The organism is Comamonas sp. CMM03 (assembly GCF_019218715.1).
GTDB classification, from domain to species: domain Bacteria; phylum Pseudomonadota; class Gammaproteobacteria; order Burkholderiales; family Burkholderiaceae_C; genus Comamonas; species Comamonas terrigena.
Genome location: NZ_JAHUXB010000003.1, coordinates 231,102 through 252,620, shown reverse-complemented (window position 1 = coordinate 252,620; position 21,519 = coordinate 231,102). Strand labels below are relative to the sequence as shown.

The following is a 21,519-nucleotide window of genomic DNA, read 5'->3' as shown; positions in this document are numbered from 1 at the left end:
AAAGAGCAACTCGGCACTTATCCACTGTCTGGAAAGTTTTTTTCAGCTTGTACCCAATCGGGTGACAGCGGCAGCCCGGTGCCAACCACATGCTTTAACAATCTCCAAACCATTGAAATACAACGAAAAAGAAGACTTGTCCACAGAATCTGGCGGTGCTTACTATGACTACTAATTTAAAAAATTAAATATAAGAACAACATCTGCGCGCAAAGTTTGCGCGGTTTTTCATGCCTTCCACTCCGGTTGCGTTTTTTTCAATCCACTTTTCCGTCGTTTCTGGAGCCCAGCAGATTGCCAACACCGAGGTGGCAGATTGTTGGTAAACCTCGGCTTTTCAGTTATTCACATCAAAATTGATAGCTGTATACCTTTTGTTTTCAATAAAAATCTCTTAAAACTACGTTACATCAGAGGGAAGATCCCTCTGTGGACAAGTTGCCTTGAAAAAATAGGTTTTCCACAAAAATCCAGGGATGTGCGCAGTTGTCCCCGTTGCGAGGACAGCAGAACTTGTGCATGACCCACATGTTTTTCCACCATGCAAGCCCTTGAAAAAGCATGGACTCAGTGGGTTATCCACAAAAAAACCGGTGCATTACTACTACGACTAATTTATTTCATTGAAATAAAGAAGAAGTCATAGAGAGAACTCCCAGATCGTGGCTCCACAAAGGGCATGACCGCACGGAAAGCCCCGGTTTTCGAGGAACGGCAGACGGCCTTGCGCTGAAAAGCGGCATACTTCGCTGCAAGCACTGCTTGGGGTTGAAAAGCGTTTTTCAGCCGAATCGGCGTGACCATGCCGCCGTTTCTTTGGACATTCAGCGGTTTTTATCCACAGAAAGTTATGCAAGGCATGGGATAACTGGACAACTTGCCTCTGAAAACCGGAATGTTCAAAAAAATTCAATGACGCTGGCGCAGCACTGTCGGCCGATCCGTGGCTGCAGGGACACGGCTGGGATGCGGAGGCAGGGCGCGTTGAAAAAGCAGTTGTGCACAGCCCATGGCGGGCATGTGCATGGTGAGGATGGCGGGAGGCGCGTGCGTTTTCCTGCTGAAAAAACAGGCAGGGGTTGATCCAGGTGCACGCACCGGGCACAGCCGCTCTCCGAGGCGCTGAACCGGTCTGCACATGGTGTGGCCATGCCACCCATGCGGTGCCGCACAGCGGCTGCCCCTTCTGTGAGGGGCGCAGGAGGCCGCCAGACGGCGCTAGGCTGTGCGCTTGGCCAGGGTGAACGGTGGCAGGCCCTTGAGCAGTTGGGCGCCATAGCTGGTGGCAACCAGGCGCTTGTCGTAGCAGTAGACATGGGCCTGGTCTTCTTCGGTGCGGATGGCACGGCCCACCCATTGCGCCAGGCGGATGGCGGTGGCTGGCACCACCAGCTCGTTGAAGGGGTTGCGGCCGCTGGTACGCAGCCACTCGGCACGGGATTCGCCCACCGGGTCATCGGGGGGTGCAAACGGCAGCTTGGTGATGAACAGCGACTCGCACAGTGCGCCGGGCAGATCCAGTCCCTCGCCAAACGACTGCATGCCGAAGATGATGGAGGGCAGGCCCGACTCCACCCGGTTGCGGTGGTCGGCCAGCAGCATGGTGCGTGGCATGGCGTTCTGCACCAGCACGTAGCTGCGCATGTGGGAGGGCAGGGCGTCCACGGCCTGGCGCATCTGCTCGCGGGAAGTGAACAGCACCAGGGCGCCGGCCTGCACCAGCGCCAGGTCGTTCAGCAGGGCGTCCACCATCTCGGCGGTGAAGGCCTGGGCCTCCCGCGGGTCGGCCTGGGTCTGGTGGGCCACCAGCGTGCCCTGGGCGGCATAGTCGAAAGGGCTGGCCACCTCCAGCGTCTGCACGCTGGCGTCGCCGTGCAGGCCGGCTTCCCGCAGAAAGAAGTCGAAGCCGCCGCAGCTGGTCAGGGTGGCCGAGGTCAGCACAGCGCCCCGCACCTGGCTCCACAGGTGGTGGCGCAGCGTGGCGCCCGGCAGGATGGGGCTGGCATGGGCCTTGACGACGATGTAGTCGCCATCGATCTCCAGGGTGAACCACTTGGCATTGGGTACGGCATTGGGCACCTGGGCGCTGCCGTCGGCCTGCATCTCGGGTTGCTGGCTCAACAGCTGGGCCGTGTCGTGCACCGATTCCAGGCGCGGTGCCAGGGTGCCCACCTGGGCATACAGGGCGGACAGGCGCTGGGCTTCCTCGGGCTTGTCCTTGATCTCGGCGCGCAAGGCCTTGGAAATGGCCCGCAAGGCGTCCAGAAAGCCGCTGGCGTGGTGCATGACCTGTGCCAGGGGGTTGATCAGGGGTTCCGGCAAAACGCCGCGTGGAGCCCGTACACGGGCCGGTCCCCAGCTGTCTTTCTGGCCCTTCAGTGCGTCGCCGTAGATGTCCATCACCAGGCGGGCCAGATCCGTCAGGTGCTGGCGCAGGCCGGCACTGTGGCCGGGCAGCTCGGCGATGTCCTCCACTTCCATCAGCTGGCCCACGCGCAGGGCCCGGCTGGTGAGCTTGTCGATCCACTGCAGGCGGCTCAAATCCATCTCGCAGGCGAACTGGGAGAGGGCGGTCTGCGGCAGGTGGTGGGCCTCGTCCAGCACCAGCAGGCAGTTGTCCAGCTCGGGCAGCAGGCGGGCGCCCAGTGAGGACAGCAGCAGATCGTGGTTGGCAACGATGACCTGGGCGGCCACCATGTCCTTGCGCCGTTCGTAGTAGGTGCAGCTGCTGAATACCGGGCAGTGCTTGCCGGTGCAACTGCTGCCTTCGGCGGCCACGGGGCTCCAGGCCTCGGGCTCGGGCGGGGTTTTCAGGCTGTCGCGGTCGCCATTCCATTCGCCGGTGGCCAGGGCGTCGGCCATGCTGGCATAGAACTGCATGCGCGCCTCTTTTTCGGCCGGCGGCCGGGCCTTGCGCTGGGCAGCTTCTTCTTCGGCAAAGAGGTCATCGGCCTCCTCGCTGTGCTCACCGGTGCTGGACAGCCGCTCGAGCTTGAGTTTGCAGACAAAACGACCACGCCCCTTGGCCAGCGCAAATTTGAAAGGGACCGGCATTTTCTGCGCCAGGGCCGGCAAATCCTTGTTCACCAGCTGTTCCTGCAGTGCCACCGTGGCGGTGGAAATCAGCACCCGCGTGCCACGTGCCAGGGCGGTGCTGATGGCGGGCACCGAATACGCCAGCGACTTGCCCACCCCGGTTCCGGCCTGGACCACGGCGATCGATTTTTTCGGCTCCGGAGCGCCTTCCTCGATTTTGCCCAGCTGGGTCTGGGCGAATGTGCGCGCCACCTGATCGGCCATGCGCCGTTGGCCGTCACGGCTGCGGAACCCGGGGATGGATGCGACAACGGAATCGAACGATTCAAGGGCCAGCGCGGCCCATTTTTCCTGGCTCATGGAGGGTGTGGAGAGCGGTCTTGCGTGGGAAAACCGGTGTTTTATATGAATAAATACATTGATATGTAGTGGATAAGATGTGAAATCTTATGAATAAACACTACAAATCTCGTATTGCAGGCTGTATGCAAGGGAGCCCCGCATGCCATACAACGCAGCCGGTATCCGGCTGCGTTCACCGATTGTCGCAGCCTCGCGGCACATGTGGACAAGCGCTCTCTAAATCCCTGCCGCACCGCTGCCTGCCAGCCTGTGGGGAGGGGTATTGCAGAGCCTAGCGGCTTGGGACAAGTTTGTGAATAGCCGCTTGATACCTGGGAACAACATTCGCAGGGTGTTGAAAATATCTTTTCATATCAAACAGATGTTGTGCACAGGTCGGGGGAACATGGTTATCCACATGCGGGGCGTATGCCCAGCCCATTCAGGCCAAAAAATTATCCACAAAATGGTGCGAGCGGGTGTTCACATCTTGTGTGGAAAAGCTGCCGTGCTGGTGCGGCCCAGTGGGGTGAAAATCCGCAGGGACGGGGCGCTGAAAAGCGGTTTTCAATGCGTTTTCAGTTTCCGGCAACGGCAGGTCATGCCCACCGTGCAATTTGCCTGCCAAAAAGGCAGTCGGGAGGGCATGTAACAGCGCTCTTATCAAAAAAGATAGCGTCTGAGATAGATTTAATAAGGATTTGATGCGGAAGTGGCTGAAAAAAATGTTTCAGCTGCGGCAGGACCAGAGTTTTCAGTTTGTATGATTTCATATGAAACCATACAAAACGGTCTGCATTGGTGGCGGGATATGGCTGGACCAGCGCGGTCCTGCCCGCGCGAAGTGGCCTGCGGTCGCACCGGCCATGCGGTCTGCCGGTCTGCGCGCGTGGAGGATCCGTGACCCAGGGAGGGGTCAGCCGCCTTTTCCCAAGGGCGGCAAGGGGCTGGCGCTGGAGGCCGGCACCGTGGTGCGGGCGCTGTTCATCACCATCGACAGCAAGGTGTAGTAGCCGTTGACGCCGATCAGGTCGACCACCCCTTGCTCGCCCCACAGGGCAACGGCCTGGGCCCAGGTGGCGTCGCTGATGCCCTGGTGGCGGTGCAACTCGGTACAGAAGGCGTAGAGCACGGCTTCATCCGGCTGCAAGGCGCCGGGAGTGCGGCCCAGGGCGATATCGGCCAGGGCCGCAGGTGCAATCCCTTCACGTTCTGCAATGGGCGCGTGAATGGCCCACTCCACCTGCTGCGACCAGTGGCGGGCCGTGATGCAGATGGCCAGCTCCGACAGCCGCAGGCCGATGCTGCTACGAAAGCGCAGGTACTCGCCCATGCGCTGGGCATGGTCCATCAGCTCCGGGCTGCGCAGCAGCGGCACAAAGGGCGAAATCAGTGCGCCGCGCGGTCCATCGATGATGGGTTGGGCCAGGCGCCGCTGTTCGGGCGTCCAGTCACTTTCGGGAATCGGGGGCAGGCGGTCGGCAGAGGGGGTAGACATGGCGGCTTTCGATCGCGCAGACCCGTGACTGCCGCGGGGCCGCGGTGCGGATCTGCTCGGACAGGAAAAAGCCAACGATAGGCGCAGTGGCCTTGCACTGCGGTCACCCAGCGGACGCCGGCAGGTCCTTGCCTGCCAACCTGGAATGTCCGGCATGTGGCAGCCCCGGCTGCCGGGGCCGCAAGATCGACAAATAGATGTTGTCCTACAGTTACCAAATGTATTGGCGGAGCCCGCGTGTAACAGCCCCTGTCCACAATACCGCTAGCTCTCCCCCACGTCCTGGGCGTCATGTTGCACGCCAGGGCAGTCCGAGGCATTTGAAAGTCCTGCATCCATGGCCATCCCCGTCAGCCCAGAAAACGAAGCAGTGACACTGCGCCAGGAAATGGGGCAGTCGCTGGAGATGCTGCGTTTTGCCTCGCCGGTGCTGGAACAGGAATTCACGCAGGAGCTGCGCGTGCAGCAGCGCCGCAGCACGCTGTTCACGCTGGGCTTTCTGGGCCTAGTGTGGATCTTCTTTGCGGCCTTTGACTGGTGGCGCATGCAGGCGGTGCTGGGCACCGGCCGGGAACTGCAGTTTGTGCTGGGCGTGATGCTGCAGCGCTGGGTGGTGCTGGCCTGCTTTCTGTGCACCCTGTATGTCTTGCTGCACCCCGGAACCCGGTCCGCCACCCATGAGTTCTGGATCGTGGTGTCGGTGGTGGCCTGTGGCTGCGGGGTGGTGATTTCTTCCTACACGGCCAAATCGCTGGGCCTGCCCGAGGCCAGCATCGTCATGCTGCTGACCGTGGTGGTGGCGCTCTATCCGCTGGGCATCCGGCTGCGCCAGGCCCTGCTGGCCGCGGTATCGGTGTGTGTGGTCACTACCTTTGCAGGACCTTGGCTGCTGCCGCAACCCCAGCAACTGGCGGAGCACTGGCTGGTGGTGATCATGATGTGGGTCACGCTGGTGCTGTCCGGCGTGACGGCGTATTTCCGCGAACGTGCACTGCGCCAGCAGTTCGTGCTGCGCAAGCTGCTGGACTGGGAGGCCTGCCACGATCCGTTGACGGGACTGGCCAACCGCCGGATCTTTCGCGAGCAGTTCCAGCGCAACATGCTGCACGCCAAGCGGGAGAAGGAATCCCTGTTCCTGGCCGTGATCGATATCGACCACTTCAAGCTCTACAACGACCTCTACGGTCACCAGGCCGGCGATGAGGTGCTGCGGCTGGTGGGCAATCTGCTGGCGGACTATGCACGCCGTCCGCTGGATCTGGCCGTGCGGTTGGGCGGGGAGGAATTTGCCCTGGTGGCCTATGACGAAGATGTGCAGTCGCTGCGCAAGCGCATGGAAAAGCTGCTGATCGACCTACATGGCCTGAACCTGGCCCACGACGCCTCGCCCACCGCGCCCTATGTCACCGTGAGCGTGGGCTTGGCCCAGGTGCGCGACGAGGACACGGTGGACACGGTGTTCAAGCTGGCCGACAGCCTGCTGTTCCAGGCCAAGGAACAGGGGCGCAACCAGGTCTGCGGTGTGGCCTCGATTGCCATGCCGGTGATCAACCCGCGCCGTCCCAGCTGGGCACAGCAGGCAGCGGCCGTAGGGCCAGCCAGTTAAACAGCGGCGCGCTACACTGGGCGACTTTTGCTGCGTGTTCGCTTTGGGAACTTTGTGCGAGCGCCGGCCATCCCACTTCGCTGAACTGCTTTTTTCGCTATGCACGCCAACTTTGGCTGGCTGGATGCCCTGATCCTGGGCCTGGTCCAGGGCCTGACCGAATTCCTCCCCATCTCCTCCAGCGCCCACCTGCGCATCCTGGGCCCTTTGCTGCCCGGCCATGCCGACCCAGGCGCTGCCTTCACGGCCATCACCCAGCTGGGAACCGAGCTGGCGGTGCTGATCTATTTCCGCAAGGACGTGTGGCGCATGCTGACGGCCTGGCTGGCTTCGCTGCCCGTGATCGGCAGCCGCCGCGCGGGCGAACCGCTGCATGCGGACGCCAAGCTGGCCTGGCTGGTGATTCTGGGCACCATCCCCATCTGTGTGCTGGGCCTGCTGCTGCGCGATTTCATTGAAACCACCTTCCGCACGCTGGCGCTGACAGCGGTGATGCTGATCGTCTTCGGCCTGCTGCTGGGCTGGGCCGAGCGCCGCGGCAGCCAGACCCGCACGATTGCGCAGCTGGGTGTCAAGGACGGGGTGTTGCTGGGCCTGGCCCAGGCCATGGCGCTGATTCCGGGCGTTTCGCGCTCGGGCGGCACCATCACCGTGGCCCTGCTGCTGGGCCTGACGCGTGAGGCGGCCGCCCGCTTTTCCTTCCTGCTGGCGATTCCGGCCGTGCTGCTGTCGGGCTTTTACATGCTGCTGTTCAAGCGCGAACCCATGACACCCGACCAGTGGGGCATGACGCTGGCCGCCACGTTTGTCGCTTTTGTCGTTGGTTATGCGGTGATCGTGTGGTTTATGCGCCTGATTTCACACAAGGGCTTTACATTCTTCGTTGTGTACCGTGTTGTGCTGGGTCTGCTGATTCTGGCGGGCCTGTACTTTGGCCTGATTCAATAACCTTTCACCCTAGGAAAGCTTAAAGCTGCGGAAGGCCACCGCTGCGACCCACCATCATGGAAATTCCGATACTTATCGCCCTCATCCTGCTCAACGGCGTGTTTGCCATGTCCGAGATCGCGCTGGTCACGGCACGCAAGGCAAGACTGCAAAAGCTGATTGATGAGGGCGACAGCGCTGCGGCTGCTGCACTCAAGCTGGGGGAAGACCCCACCCGCTTTCTCTCCACCATCCAGATCGGCATCACCTCCATCGGTGTGCTCAACGGTATCTTCGGTGAAGCCGCACTGGCCCAGCCGCTGTCCGTGTGGCTGGAGCAATGGGGCATGCCGGTCAAGTACGCCGGCACGGTCTCCACGGCCGTGGTGGTGGTCCTGATCACCTATGTGTCCATCGTCCTGGGCGAACTGGTACCCAAGCGCCTGGGCCAGACCAACCCCGAGTCCATTGCCCGTCTGGTGGCCCGCCCCATCAACCTGCTGGCCAAGCTGACCAAGCCTTTCGTGTGGATGCTCACCAGCTCCACCCTGGGTCTGCTCAAGTTGCTGGGCGTGCGCCAGAGCAATGAATCCTCGGTGACCGAGGATGAAATCCATGCCATGTTGGCCGAAGGCACCTCGTCGGGTGCCATCGAACAGAACGAACACGCCATGGTGCGCAACCTGTTCCGCCTGGACGATCGCCAGATCTCCTCGCTGATGGTGCCGCGCTCCGATGTGGTGTGCCTGGACATCTCTGCCAGCTTTGAAGAGAACCTGGCACTGATCGAAGAGCACGACCACGCGCGCTTTCCCGTCACCAGCGGCAGCTTTGAAGACCTGCTGGGCGTGCTCAATGCCCGCCAGTGGATGGCCCATGCGCTCAAGGGCGACCGCGAACTGACGCCCACCAGCGTCTTCCTGGAAAAACCGCTCTACATTCCGGAAACCATCACCGGCATGGAACTGCTGGAGAACTTCAAGAATTCCGGCGCGCCCATGGCCTTTGTGGTCGACGAGTACGGCGTGGTGCAGGGAATCGTGACCGTGCACGACCTGATGGAAGCCATCACCGGCGAGTTCGTCACCGAAGACCCCAGCGACGCCTGGGCGGTGCAGCGCGACGACGGCAGCTGGTTGCTGGACGGCCACATCCCCATCGTGGAGCTCAAGGACCGACTGAACCTGAAGAGCGTGCCGGAAGAGGAAAAGGGCCGCTACCAGACGCTCAGCGGCATGGTCATGCTGCTGACCGGCAAGCTGCCCACCGAGGCGGACAAGGTGGTCTGGGAATCCTGGCAGTTCGAAGTGGTCGACATGGACGGCAAGATCATCGACAAGATCCTGGCCACCCGGCTGCAGGACAATGTGATCGAGACCTTGCAGGACGAATAACCGTCCCGCATCCCCCGCAAAAAGGCTGCCCTCGGGCAGCCTTTTTTCATGGGGCGTGGTCCTGGCAGCGGCTGGCGCAGCGCGCCACAGGCGGCGTTCAGGCCGTCGCGTTGCGCGCCCGCAGCGCCGGAATCACCTGGCTGCGCAGCAGCGGCGCCAGGGTGTCCGGCAGCGGCTGGTCCAGTGCCAGCCACTGCACACCCGCAATCTCGGCCGCGGCCTGCACGGTCTGCTGCAGGGGGGCGTGTGCCACCAGCACATGGGCGTGCACCTGGGTGCCTGCCTCGTTGGCGGCGATGGCGCTGAACTGGCCCAGGGGCGCAAAGTCTGCGGCCGCCATGGTGATCTGCAACTCCTCCTGCAGCTCGCGCACCAGGGCCTGCAGCGGCGTTTCCTCTCCATCGCGCTTGCCGCCGGGCAGCATCCAGGCCTGGGTGCCGCGCTTGCGCACGGTCAGCAACTGGCCCTGGGCGTTGAACAGGCAGGCGGCGGCGATGTGCAGGTGGTGCATGGGGGGCGGGTTGGTGGGTGCGGAACGGGACGAAAGGTCGGAAAGGCTGGAAAGGTCCCACAGGCCTCAGAGGCGGGCGTTCTTGTTGCCGTAGGCGCAAAAACCCGGTTTGGGGCCTTTCTTGGGGTGCAGGCGGCAGGTCTCCGGGCGCTGCTCGTACACCGTGCAGCGGCGTGTGGTGGCATCCAGAAAGTTGCAGTCTCCGCTGGCGCGCCGCGCCATGGTGAAGATCTCGTGTTTGGGATTGAAGTGGTCGATCAGTCGCATCTTGGTCAGGCGCTTGGCGATCTGCTTGGGTTCGATGTGCTCGACCTCGAACGGGTCGACCAGGCCCAGGCGCACCAGGTCGGGCAGGCGCACCTCCAGCGGCATGGTGCAGCAGTTGGCGGCACAGGTATCGCACATGCCGGGCTTGTACTTGCTCCAGGTTTCCAGACGGTCCACGTCCACGATGCGGATGGAGGATTTCATAGGGCTTGGCAGCCAGCGCCCGGGTGCTCACGAAAAAGTGAGCATGCGGTGCGCGCATGGCTTGCAACTCCGTATCAATTGATGGGGATATTTTTCTGGGGCCGATGCAAGCAGCCCACAGGGAACGAACGGTGTTTTCCGTCGTCACCGGGCCGTGCATGCCGGAGGCGGCATGGTACCGGGATTGGCCGAAGGGGCCGGGCGCAGGGTTACCGCTGCGCTGGTGCCACCACGGAACCGTACTTTGCGACTGCTGGCAAGCGTTCACTGCGCTGGTTGACCGCACTGCCGTTGATGTTTGTCAAGTGCGCCGGGCCACTCCGACGGCGTTGAGCGCAACCCTTGCTTACAAGGGCGCGGGGTGGGTTGTGGCGCTTTTGAATGCGACGGGCTATTTCATGCGCCCACTGAATCTTGGCTGCTATGCCTTTTACATGCATTCCACACAATGATTGACATTTGCTGCTGCATAAAAGGTGCGGCATTGGCGTCGGCGCCAATAGTGACTGCAAGGGGATTTCCCTAGGATTGCGCATATTAAGTCGCCAGCGGACCAGGTATTCGCGGCAGTTCCTCGAGCTTATTGAAAGTGATAGATGGCAAGTACTCCCGTGCTGGTGACACAGCTGACAGGCCAGGCCTGGGTTCGTGATGCGGATGGCAATCTCACGCCGTTGCGCCAAGGTATGCGCATTCCCGCCGATGCGGAGGTCGTGACCGCTTCAGGCAGCACCGTGGTGCTGCAGGCCGACGGGCAGCCACCGCTGGTCCTGGGCGAGAACCAGGATGTGGCCTTGAGCCCGGATGTGTTCGAAGACATTCCGGCCGCGGAGGCCGCCGTGCCCACTGCGGTCGATCCGCTGGTGGAGAACCTGATTGCCGCCATCAACAACGGCCAGGATCCCTTGGCCGAGCTGGATCCCACTGCCGCAACCAATGCCGGTGGTGGTGGTGGTGACCACACCTTTGTGCGTCTGGCCAGCGTGCTGGAAGCCACAACGCCGCTGGCGCTGGCCTACCCCCGTCCCGCAAGCGACGTGGTGGAAGACCGCCTGGGCGGTGCGGCCGGCACCACGCTGCCGCCGCTGTACGAAGGCACACTGACCCTGAGCGCACAGCAGCAGGTGACGGAAGGCGGCATGATCATCGTGACCGCCACCGTGGACCGTGCACCCCGCGGGAGCGATCTGGTCATCACGCTCAGGACCGGCGAAGTCATCGTCATCCGGGTCGGCGAAACCTCGGGCTCGGTGGAGATTCCCACCCGTACGGACGATGCCTATGTGCAGGGTACGGACCAGCATCTCTTTGAAGTCGGCTCCACCACGGGTGGCGGCTACGACCGCCTGGATACCACCAGCACCACCAGCACCAATGTGGTGGACGACCAGGACCCCACCGAGATCGTGCTCAGCGCCGATACCCAGGTGACCGAAGGCGGTAAGATCACGGTCACCGCCACGGTGGACAAGGCGCCCCAGGGCTCGGATCTGGTCATCACGCTCAAGACCGGCGAAACCATCACCATCAAGGTGGGCGAGCTCACAGGCTCGGTGCTCGCCGACTCCCGCCCTGACGATGGCTACCTGCAAGGCACACAGGGCCAGCAGTTTGAAATTGCCCAGGCCGAAGGCGGCAATTACGAGGCGCTGGACACCAGCAGCACCACCTCGACCCAGGTGCAGGACGACGCCGACACGGTGACCGTGCAACTGACAGCCACCACGTCGACCACTGAAGACGGCGGCTCCATCACCTACACGGCCAGCCTGGTGGATGCCGCCGGCAAGCCGGTGACCACGAACAACGCCATCACGGTGACCCTGGCCAATGGCGAGGTGATCACCATCGCCGCCGGCAGCGCCTCGGGCGTCTCGGCCCCGGTGGCGGTGGACCGCGATGACGTGTTCCTGGAAGCGGACAGCATCAGCAACCACATCGAATCCATCAGCGAAGCCAACGAAGGCAAGGATGGTGCGTTCGAGAAGCTGGTGGCCGACACCACGCCGGTGAGCACAGTCATCACCGACGACGTCGACACGGTCACCGTGAAGCTGGAAGCGACTCAGTCGACCACCGAAGACGGTGGCTCCATCACCTACACAGCCAGCCTGGTGGATGCCGCCGGCAAGCCGGTGACCACGAACAACGCCATCACCGTGACCCTGGCCAATGGCGAGGTGATCACCATCGCCGCTGGCAGCGCCTCGGGCGTATCGGACCCCGTGGCGGTGAACCGGGATGACGTGTTCCTGGAAGCGGACAGCATCAGCAACCACATCGAATCCATCAGCGAAGCCAATGCCGGCACCACCGGTGCGCTGGAGCACCTGGTGGCAGACAAGACCCCGGTGCAGACCACCATCACCGACGACGCCGACACGGTGACCGTGCAACTGACAGCCACCACGTCGACCACCGAAGACGGTGGCTCCATCACCTACACGGCCAGCCTGGTCGATGCCGCCGGCAACCCGGTGACCACCCGCAACGACATCACCGTGACCCTGGCCAATGGCGAGGTGATCACCATCGCCGCCGGCAGTGCCTCGGGCGTCTCCGACCCGGTGGCGGTGGACCGCGACGATGTGTTCCTGGAAGCGGACAGCATCAGCAACCACATCGAATCCATCAGCGAAGCCAATGCCGGCACCACCGGTGCGCTGGAACATCTGGAATTCGATGCCACGCCGGTGCAGACCACCATCACCGACGATGCCGACACGGTGACCGTGCAACTGACAGCCACCACGTCGACCACCGAAGACGGTGGCTCCATCACCTACACGGCCAGCCTGGTGGATGCCGCCGGCAACCCGGTGACCACCCGCAACGACATCACCGTGACACTGGCCAATGGCGAGGTGATCACCATCGCCGCTGGCAGCGCCTCGGGCGTCTCCGACCCGGTGGCGGTGAACCGCGATGACGTGTTCCTGGAAGCGGACAGCATCAGCAACCACATCACCTCCATCAGCGAAGCCAATGCCGGCACCACCGGTGCGCTGGAGCATCTGGAATTCGATGCCACGCCGGTGCAGACCACCATCACCGACGACGTCGACACGGTGACCGTGAAGCTGGAAGCGACTCAGTCGACCAGCGAAGACGGCGGCTCCATCACCTACACGGCCAGCCTGGTGGATGCCGCCGGCAAGCCGGTGACCACGAACAACGCCATCACCGTGACCCTGGCCAATGGCGAGGTGATCACCATTGCCGCTGGCAGCGCCTCGGGCGTATCGGACCCCGTGGCGGTGAACCGCGATGACGTGTTCCTGGAAGCGGACAGCATCAGCAACCACATCACCTCCATCAGCGAAGCCAATGCCGGCACCACCGGTGCGCTGGAGCATCTGGAATTCGATGCCACGCCGGTGCAGACCACCATCACCGACGACGCCGACACGGTGACCGTGAAGCTGGAAGCGACTCAGTCGACCGGCGAAGACGGTGGCTCCATCACCTACACGGCCAGCCTGGTGGACGCCGCCGGCAAGCCGGTGACCACGAACAACGACATCACCGTGACCCTGGCCAATGGCGAGGTGATCACCATCGCCGCAGGCAGCGCCTCGGCAGCCTCGGACCCGGTGGCAGTGAACCGCGATGACGTGTACGCGGAGAACGACAGCATCAGCAACCACATCGCATCGGTCAGCGAAGCCAATGCTGGTGCCATCGGTGCGCTGGAGCACCTGGTGGCAGACGACACCCCGGTGAAGACCACTATCCTGGACGACAGCGATCCTGTCTATGTGCAGATCAGCGTGGACCAATCGGCCGTGTTCGAGGGCGGCGCCCTGGTCTACACCGTGCGCCTGGTCGACGGCAACGGCGATCCGGTCAGCGTGGCCGCAGGCAAGAACGTGACCGTGACATTGGACTGGAGCGGTGCGGCCGCCAACGGCGCCGATGTCAACAACCTGCCCCCCACCGTGACCATTGCCGGCGGGCAAACTGCCGCACCGTCTTTCACGGTGACGACGCTGGTGGACACCCAGGTGGAATACCGCGAGCCGCTGACTGCGACCATCGCGGCCGTGCAAGACAATGGCGGCAGCAACAAGGGCTTCGAAGACCTGCAGATCAGCGCGACCCAGTCCAGCGTCAGCAGCACGGTGGTGGACAAGCCCACCCTCACGGTCGTGGATAGCAACGGTGCCGCCATCAAGGGCCAGGTCACGGTCAATGAAAAGGGCCTGACCAGCACCACCGACGACAGCGAAAGCGCGCACGGCACGCTCAAGGTGACGGCTGGCTCGGGACTGGACAGCATCAAGATCAACGGCACCACCATTTCGCTGGCCGATCTGCAAGACCTGGGCACGGATGGCATTGCCATCACGGTGGCCGGCCATGGCGTGCTGACGATCACCGGCTTCACGCCAACGGCCACGGCCGATGGCATGGAGGTGGCCTGGGATGTGCAGTACACCTACACGCTGACGCAGGCCCAGACCCATGCATCAGTCCAGGGCACCAACGATGCGCTCAAGAACATTGCGCTCGAAGTGATTGCCAAGGGCGCCGATGGCACGGGCACGGTGTCCACCGCGGGCACGCTGGGCGTGCAGGTGATTGACGATGTGCCGACCATCGTGACGGAAGTGGGCGCGGCCGAACCCACACTGACCACCGATGACGCCGATCTGCAAGCGGGAACACCGGACAAGGCCAGCATGGATTTCGCTGCGGTCTTTGTCGTCAAGAGCGCGGACTACGGCGCCGATGGCGCCAAGGGTGCGGTGGCCTGGAACTACCAGCTCGCCGTGGACAACGGCGCGGACTCGGGCCTGAAGAGCGGCGGCCAGAGCATTCTGCTGTACCAAAAGGGCAATGGCGAGATCGTCGGCGTCACGGGCGGGAATGCAACCACCGGCAAGGTGGTGTTCAGTGTGACGGTGGATGCCACGGGCAAGGTCACCTTGGTGCAGACTGGTGCCATCGACCATGACAGCAAGGACAGCAGCGATTACAGCAGCGACACGCAAAGCCTGCTGGACGGCCTGGTGAAGTTGTCGGGCACAGCCACCATCACCGACAAGGATGGTGACAAGGCCAGCCACACCACCACCGTCAATATCGGGGCCAACCTGGTCTTCACCGATGACGGCCCCACCATCGGCAGCCCGACCAATGCCGAAGTGGCAGAAAAGAACCTGGCCACCGGTACTGAGGCCAACAGCGCCCTGACCGTGTTCACGGGCAGCCTGGCGGTGGATTTTGGTGCCGACAACGCCAGCGGCGCCAAGGCCTACTTCACCCAGGCCACGGCCGACCAGTTGCAGGCCCTGGGACTGAGCTCCAACGGCACCGCCCTGGTCATCACCCTAGGTGCGGACGGCAAGATCATCGCCACGGCCGGTGTGGGCGGCGCGGAGGTCTTCCGCCTGGAAATCACCAACGCCGGCACCAACCAGGCCGGCTACAAGTTCACCCTGACGGGTGCGCTGGACCATGTGGATGGCAACGGCCAGCAGGTCAATGTGCTGGATCTGCCCATCAGCTTCGAGGCCCGTGACAGCGATGGCGACACCGCCAGCGGCAACTTCCAGGTCAGCGTGGTGGACGATGTGGAGCGCGCCTCCCAGACCATTACCGTGACCGAAGACAGCGGCGCCGGTACGGCAGACAACAAGTTCAGCCTGGGGGCTGACGTGGCGGCCAGCGAAATCCGCATTCTGGCGGCCGATGGCGTCACGGAGCTGCAGGGCACACCGGGTGCCAATGGCAGCACGGTGTACGCCACAGGCCATGGCCTGCAAGGTACGGTCACCGTCAACAAGGACGGCAGCATCACCTATGTGCCCAGCGCGAACTACAGCAACCAGCTGCAAGGCAACGGCCAGTATGCCGCCGATGAACTGAAGTACTCGATCGTCAGGGACGATGGTTCGCCGGTCCCTGGGACGGTGACGGTACAGGTCAAGGCCGTGGCCGATGCGCCGGTACTGGACAAACTGGCCGCTGCGACCACCAATGAAGACACCGCTGTGCACCTGGGCCTGAAGGCCCCGACGACCAGCGATGCGAGCGACCAGAATGGTACGGGCGCGGGGGACAACCCCGAGCGCCTGGGTCCCATCACGCTCAGCGGCTTCCCGGCAGGCGCACAGTTGCTGGATGCCAATGGCAACGTGGTCTACACCTTCACCAGCGGCAACGCGGTCAGCATTGTGCTCACGGATGGCAACCACACCGCCAGCGCCAGTGGCGTCTTGCAGATGACCACCGCCGAATTCGAGGCTCTGCAGGTGCTGCCGCCGGCGGAAAATGCCGCCAACTTCAAGGTCACGGTCAAAGTGACCAGCTATGAGGTGGACGAAAGCGGCAACAAGCTCAGCAGCGTAGACGGAAAGACGGGTTCCACCACGGTGGATGTGAAGGTGCATGCGGTGACCGACCCGATCGAGCTGAAGATCGACGGCAAGGACAGTCACGACCTGACGGTCAAGGAAGACAGCAGCTACAACCTGACACCGCTGTTGAAGGTCAGCCTGGATACCGGCGCCGATGGCAACACCCAGGCCGATGTGGATGGCAGCGAACACCGCTGGCTGGAAGTCACGGGCCTGCCCGTGGGCAGCACGGTCAACGGCACGCTGATCACCAGCACCACCCAGGTGGTGAAGGTGGAGATCACCAGCAAGGATGCCAGCAGCCTGCCGGACATCATCGTGACACCGCCCAAGGACTTCAGCGGCGACATCACCGGCATCACGGTGACGCTCAAGGCCCAGGACCTGGACCCGAATGGGGCGCAGGAAAATGGCGTGGTGCTGAGCGATTCCGTCACCCTGAATCTGCACGTCGAGCCGGTCGCCGGGGATGTGGTCGTGACCCATCCGCAAGCGATTGCAGAAGACACCGAAGTCGCGTTCCTCGCCGGCGTGCGGGTGACCGACAGCGGCACGGCCGGTGGCACCGAAGTCATCACCAAGGTGCAGTTCGAGCTGCCGCAGGACTGGACGCTCAGCGGCCAACCGGCTGCGGGTTCGGTCGGCGATGCGGTCTGGACGGTCACGGGCTCCGGCACCACGGCCGACCCCTATGTGATCGAGTTCACGGCAGGTTCCGAAGCCAATCGCGAGTTGGCGCTGGGCCAGTTCACGCTCACCCCGCCGGCACACAGCAGCAAGGACGCCACGGTGCAGCTGTCCATCACCACGGTGGACAGCAATGCCGACGTCACGGGTGGTGCAGACACCAGCGATGAGGTGACGGTGCAGAAGCCGGTGCAGATCACCGTGACCCCGGTGGCCGAAAGCACCGCCGCTGGCGATACGGACCATAACGGCCAGGCCGACCTGACCGTGCCCACCACGGACCACACCTATGCGGCCCTGGGCAAGGAAGACACGGTGTTCAACCTGAACATCGAAGCCACGGACCTGCTGAACCAGGCTGGCTGGAAGAATGAGGACCAGGACGAAACCACCACCGTGCTGCTGACGCCGGTGAAGCTGTCGGAAGACGGTCTGGGCAGCAGCCCGGCCATCGGCACCGTCTTCACCTGGAATGGCGGCAGCGCCACCTACCAGGGCACCCCGATCGAGGTGCCGCTGTCGGCCTTGTCCAGCCTCACGTTCCAGGCCCCGCTGAACGATGCGGGCATCTTCCAGGTCCAGTTCCAGGCCAAGACCTACGACTACGACGACGACACCGAGACCGGTGTGGCCGATACCGCCATCTCCGATGCGGGCAGCCTGACCATCCATGTCGCGCCGGACGCCGACCTGGCTGCCCTGTCGGTGCAACCGGCACAAGGCCTGGAAGACACGGCGATTGCATTGACGATCCGTCCGTCCAGCACGGACGGCTCGGAAACCTTCAACGTCAGCATTGCCCAGATTCCTGCCGGCGCCAGCCTGCACTACGGCGGGCTGGAAATCACCAGCAGCACCACGGGCGTGCCGGGCATCACCGTCACGTCGCAGGGTGGATCCTGGTCGGTGGTGATCACCGACTACCAGACCAGCGCCAGCCTGAGCGTGACCCCCCCGGTCAACAGCAATGTCGACTTTGCGCTGGAGGTGAAGACCCAGGCGGTCGACGCCCTGCAGGGCTTCGACACCAGCACCGGTGCCTGGAGCCAGACGCAGAACCTGCCGGTCAAGGTCGTGGGTGTGGCCGACGAAGCCAGCGTGGCGGCCAAGCCGCACACCTACACGGAAGCGGACCTGGACGGCGGCGCTGCCAAGATCCAGCTGGGCGATCTGATCCAGAGCGTGCAGCAGGCGGACACCGATGGTTCGGAAAAGCTGAGCTTCCGCATCACCGGCCTGCCCGAAGGCTTCACCCTGGAAGGCGCGCGCTATCTGGGTGGCACGGGTGCGGACCGCGTCTGGGCCGTGGATTCCGAAGCCGCCCTCAAGGCCATCACCATCACCGGTCCTGAGAATTTCAGCGGCACGGTGTCGGTGCAGGTGACCCCGGTCACCACCGAGAACGACGGCGACTGGAAGAGCCACGCCACGGAAACCCTGGTGGCTACCATCACGCCTTCGCCCGAGTCGGTGGGCAACCAGCACGCCACCTTGTACGAGGACCGTGAATCTGCGCTCGATTTCTCGATCCAGACACCGCAGGGCGAGAACGAAAGCCTGACCCATGTGCACATCAAGGTCGAGGACTTCGAATCCCAGGGCTTCCAGCTGTTCCTGAACGGTGAACCCATCGACAGCGCATCCGTGAAGATCGTCACCGATGCCCAGGGCAACGACTGGTACGTGCTGGATGCCACCCAGGCGAGTCAGGTGACGGCGCTGCCGATCACCGAGAACAAGGCCGACAACCAGGCCGATGCACCGGAGCTCAAGCTCACCGTCAAGTACGAGGTGACCGATGCCTCCAGCGACGGTTCCGTGGCCCCGGTCACCACGCTGGGCGAGCCCCAGGACTACCACCTGCACGTGACCCCGGTCACCGACCAGGTGAGCCTGGAGCTGGGAGGCATCACCACCGGTGGCGCCGACCTGAACACCGACACCTCCGGCACCGTTCCCCTGGTGACCTTGGAAAGCACAGGCAACTTCCAGGTGGGCATTGTGCTGAGCTCGGCCGACCAGGATGGCAGCGAATCCCTGATCCAGGTGCTGGTGACCGGCGTGCCCAACGGCCTGACGGTCGATGGGCTGAGCATCGGTGGCACGCAGCTGGGTGTGGCCCACCAGCTGGACAGCGGCAAGTGGGTGATCGAGGTGACGCAGTCGCAGCTGGCCCAGTTCCAGGCGAGCGTCCATGGCGGTGACGTCCAGGCGCAGCTGTCCTTCACGGCCGGTTCCGCAATGTCCGGCCAGGCCCATGCCACGATCGGCATCGAAGTCTTCAGCCAGGATGCAGGAGCCAGCAATGTCTCGCATGCTTCCGTGCAGTACGAACTGCAGGCCGACTTCACCGGTGGCGGGCAGCCGGGCCAACCGGTCCAGCTGGACTTTGAACGCAATCCGGACTTCACCGGCAAGGAAGACACGGCCTTCACCCTGGACCAGCTGTTCCAGGCGACGATCAGCGACAACCCCAGCGGCCAGGATGTGGCGTTCACGCTCAGCCTCAAGCTGCCGGCGGGCGCGACCATCGTCCAGGACGGCCACACGCTGACTGCCACCAAGGTGGGCGGCGATGGCGCCGAGGAACTGTGGCTGATCTCCGGTACCGCCAAGACCACCGAAGAACTGCAGGCCCTGCTGAGCGAGGTGGTGGTCACACCGCCGGCCGATCTGAACGACCACTTCGGTGGCATGCAGATCGACGCCACCATGGCCGGGCATGTGGTGTCCACCGGTGAGCAGACCGTGGTCAAGGTCCACGACACGCTGCCCCTGGCGCCTGAGACCGACGGGGTCAGCACCGCGGTGGTGCTGTCGGCAGCCGATGCCGATGGCAGCCCGACCGGTGACCGCCCGAAGGAAGGCAGCGACATTGCGATCCAGATCGACATCGCACGCGGCGTGGACGGTCCGTCCCTGCTGAACGGCACGCTGACCATCAAGCTGACCGAGGGCGATGGCTTCAGCGGCGGCAAGCTGTTCTACGGCTCGACCGAGCTGGTCCAGCAGGCGGACGGCAGCTACCAGCTGCCGCTGGATGCCGCGACCCAGCAAGCGCTGCTGACGGGCACCAGCACCAGCATCGTGGGCCTGCACTACCAGCCCGATACGGCGCAGAAGTACGTCAACGGCAGCCTGGAAGTGGAAGTGATCGTCCAGAGCAAGGAGCAAAATGCGCCGGACTGGACCAGCTCGCAAGGCTGGGCCGACAGCAATGGTGACAGCGGCACCGTGGTGGTGGAGCAGATCAACAACGGCTTCGAGTTCACCAACGTGGGCTCCAACACCCCCTACAAGGACGGTGACATCGGCACCATCCAGGGCAGCGAAAACCAGACCGGTACCAGCCTCATCACGCTGGATATCGCGGGCAAGCTGCTGGACGCCGACGGCTCCGAGCAGATCCACACCGCCATCCTGGAAAACCTGCCCAATGGCTTCCTGGTGTACTACACGGACGCCAACGGTGCGCTGGTGCAGGCCGTCAACACCGGCTCCAGCTGGAGCATCCCGGTCGATGGTGGCAAGCTGCCGGTCATCAGCATCCAGGCGCCCCAGAACTGGAGCGGCACGGTGGAAAACCTGGCACTGCGTGTGCTGAGCGGTGAGGGCAGTGATGCCGCGCACCAACAGGTCAGCTCCGCGACCTTCCAGCTGGAAGTGGCTGCCCGGGCCGATGGTTTTGAGACCGACACGCCGGTGGTGGAACAGTCCTTCGGCCGCGAGGGCGACATCATCGCGCTGAACCTGAACCTGGCCATGAAGGACCGCCAGTCCGCCGGCACGGGCGACAGCTCGCTCGAGACGGTGACCCTGACCCTGACCGGTCTGGGTGAGCACGCCAGCTTCTATGTGGGCAGCACCCTGCACACCGCCAGCTACGACCAGGCCACGGACACCTACACGCTGACCGGTCTGTCCCAGACGGATATGGACCAGCTGGGCTTTGTCCAGGCCAAGGATGCGCTGACGGACCAGAACGCATCGGCCAACGGCCTGCAGATCGGTTTCACGGCCCATACCGTGGATGGCAGCGATGTGTCGTCGAGCATCTCCGGCAGCTTTGACCTGACCCTGAGCAGCCAGAGCGGCTCGGGCGTGGTGCTGGACGGTTCGGGCAGCAGCCATGGCAACCTGATCGGCGGGGCCGGCAGCGACACCCTGCTGGGTGGTGCGGGCGACGATGTGCTGCGCGGTGGGGCTGGCAACGACAGCCTCCACGGCGGTGCAGGCAACGACCACCTGGAAGGCGGCAGCGGCAATGACGTGCTGATCGGTGGGGCCGGCAACGACACCCTGATCGGCGGCGACGGCGATGACATCTTTGTCTGGAAGCAGGGCGACGCCGGTGGCGAGGGCCTGGCACTGGCGGCCAAGGACGTCGTGGCCGACTTCGGCAACGGCCACGATGTACTGGATCTGGCCGATCTGCTGCAGAACGAGAACGCCGACAACCTGGGCAAGTACCTGAGCTTCAGCAAGGAGGGCGAGGACACCGTGCTGCGCATCTCGAGCACCGGTGCATTCAGCGACGATGCCGGTTCGCTGATCTCCAAGGTGGACCAGCAGATCACGCTGCAAGGTGTGGACCTGCTGCAGGGCAGCTCGTCCGAAGAGCTGGTCAAGCAGATGCTCAGCGATGGCCGCCTGAAGGTGGATCAGACCTGATCGACGGAGAACCT

9 protein-coding genes are annotated in these 21,519 nt (G+C 63.5%); 4 read left to right on the top strand and 5 right to left on the bottom strand.

Annotated elements, in window-relative coordinates; translation table 11 throughout:
- Positions 1–615: 615 nt before the first annotated feature.
- The 3 genes from KW830_RS11810 to KW830_RS11800 all read right to left on the bottom strand — a co-directional run bounded on the left by KW830_RS11810 (position 616) and on the right by KW830_RS11800 (position 4,876).
- Positions 616–804: a hypothetical protein gene (locus KW830_RS11810; protein ID WP_218333282.1), complete on the bottom strand. Its 189-nt coding sequence runs from the start codon at positions 802–804 to the stop codon at positions 616–618.
- A gap of 414 nt (positions 805–1,218) precedes the next feature.
- Positions 1,219–3,396: an ATP-dependent DNA helicase DinG gene (dinG, locus tag KW830_RS11805; protein WP_218333281.1), complete on the bottom strand. Its 2,178-nt coding sequence runs from the start codon at positions 3,394–3,396 to the stop codon at positions 1,219–1,221.
- 898 nt (positions 3,397–4,294) lie between these two features.
- Complete coding sequence (locus KW830_RS11800; RefSeq protein WP_066538470.1) at positions 4,295–4,876, bottom strand: carboxymuconolactone decarboxylase family protein; 582 nt, start codon at positions 4,874–4,876, stop codon at positions 4,295–4,297.
- Between the two features lie 337 nt (positions 4,877–5,213).
- Here KW830_RS11800 and KW830_RS11795 point away from each other — a divergent pair, with 337 nt between their 5' ends.
- From KW830_RS11795 to KW830_RS11785, 3 genes are all read left to right on the top strand, one after another.
- Positions 5,214–6,482, top strand: coding sequence for a diguanylate cyclase (locus tag KW830_RS11795; protein WP_218333280.1), 1,269 nt, complete (start codon positions 5,214–5,216; stop codon positions 6,480–6,482).
- A gap of 99 nt (positions 6,483–6,581) precedes the next feature.
- The gene (locus KW830_RS11790) at positions 6,582–7,430 is read left to right on the top strand and encodes an undecaprenyl-diphosphate phosphatase (protein WP_218333279.1); all 849 of its coding nucleotides are present in this window, start codon (positions 6,582–6,584) and stop codon (positions 7,428–7,430) included.
- Positions 7,431–7,486: 56 nt separating this feature from the next.
- Positions 7,487–8,803 (top strand): hemolysin family protein, encoded by a 1,317-nt coding sequence (locus KW830_RS11785; protein WP_218333278.1) that lies wholly within the window; start codon positions 7,487–7,489, stop codon positions 8,801–8,803.
- Positions 8,804–8,900: 97 nt separating this feature from the next.
- On the opposite strand, the gene KW830_RS11780 is transcribed toward KW830_RS11785, so the two are convergent.
- Positions 8,901–9,314 carry an NUDIX domain-containing protein gene (locus tag KW830_RS11780; protein ID WP_218333277.1) on the bottom strand — a complete coding sequence of 138 codons (414 nt, stop codon included), beginning with the start codon at positions 9,312–9,314 and terminating at the stop codon, positions 8,901–8,903.
- 66 nt (positions 9,315–9,380) lie between these two features.
- The gene (locus tag KW830_RS11775; RefSeq protein ID WP_066538451.1) at positions 9,381–9,785 is read right to left on the bottom strand and encodes a YkgJ family cysteine cluster protein; all 405 of its coding nucleotides are present in this window, start codon (positions 9,783–9,785) and stop codon (positions 9,381–9,383) included.
- A gap of 596 nt (positions 9,786–10,381) precedes the next feature.
- Here KW830_RS11775 and KW830_RS11770 point away from each other — a divergent pair.
- Positions 10,382–21,505 carry a retention module-containing protein gene (locus tag KW830_RS11770; RefSeq protein ID WP_218333276.1) on the top strand — a complete coding sequence of 3,708 codons (11,124 nt, stop codon included), beginning with the start codon at positions 10,382–10,384 and terminating at the stop codon, positions 21,503–21,505.
- Positions 21,506–21,519 lie beyond the last annotated feature (14 nt).

Coding starts and splice junctions, on each gene's coding strand:
- KW830_RS11810 (WP_218333282.1), bottom strand. CDS start 804: ATGGTCACGCCGATTCGGCTGAAAAACGCTTTTCAACCCCAAGCAGTG.
- dinG (WP_218333281.1), bottom strand. CDS start 3,396: ATGAGCCAGGAAAAATGGGCCGCGCTGGCCCTTGAATCGTTCGATTCC.
- KW830_RS11800 (WP_066538470.1), bottom strand. CDS start 4,876: ATGTCTACCCCCTCTGCCGACCGCCTGCCCCCGATTCCCGAAAGTGAC.
- KW830_RS11795 (WP_218333280.1), top strand. CDS start 5,214: ATGGCCATCCCCGTCAGCCCAGAAAACGAAGCAGTGACACTGCGCCAG.
- KW830_RS11790 (WP_218333279.1), top strand. CDS start 6,582: ATGCACGCCAACTTTGGCTGGCTGGATGCCCTGATCCTGGGCCTGGTC.
- KW830_RS11785 (WP_218333278.1), top strand. CDS start 7,487: ATGGAAATTCCGATACTTATCGCCCTCATCCTGCTCAACGGCGTGTTT.
- KW830_RS11780 (WP_218333277.1), bottom strand. CDS start 9,314: ATGCACCACCTGCACATCGCCGCCGCCTGCCTGTTCAACGCCCAGGGC.
- KW830_RS11775 (WP_066538451.1), bottom strand. CDS start 9,785: ATGAAATCCTCCATCCGCATCGTGGACGTGGACCGTCTGGAAACCTGG.
- KW830_RS11770 (WP_218333276.1), top strand. CDS start 10,382: ATGGCAAGTACTCCCGTGCTGGTGACACAGCTGACAGGCCAGGCCTGG.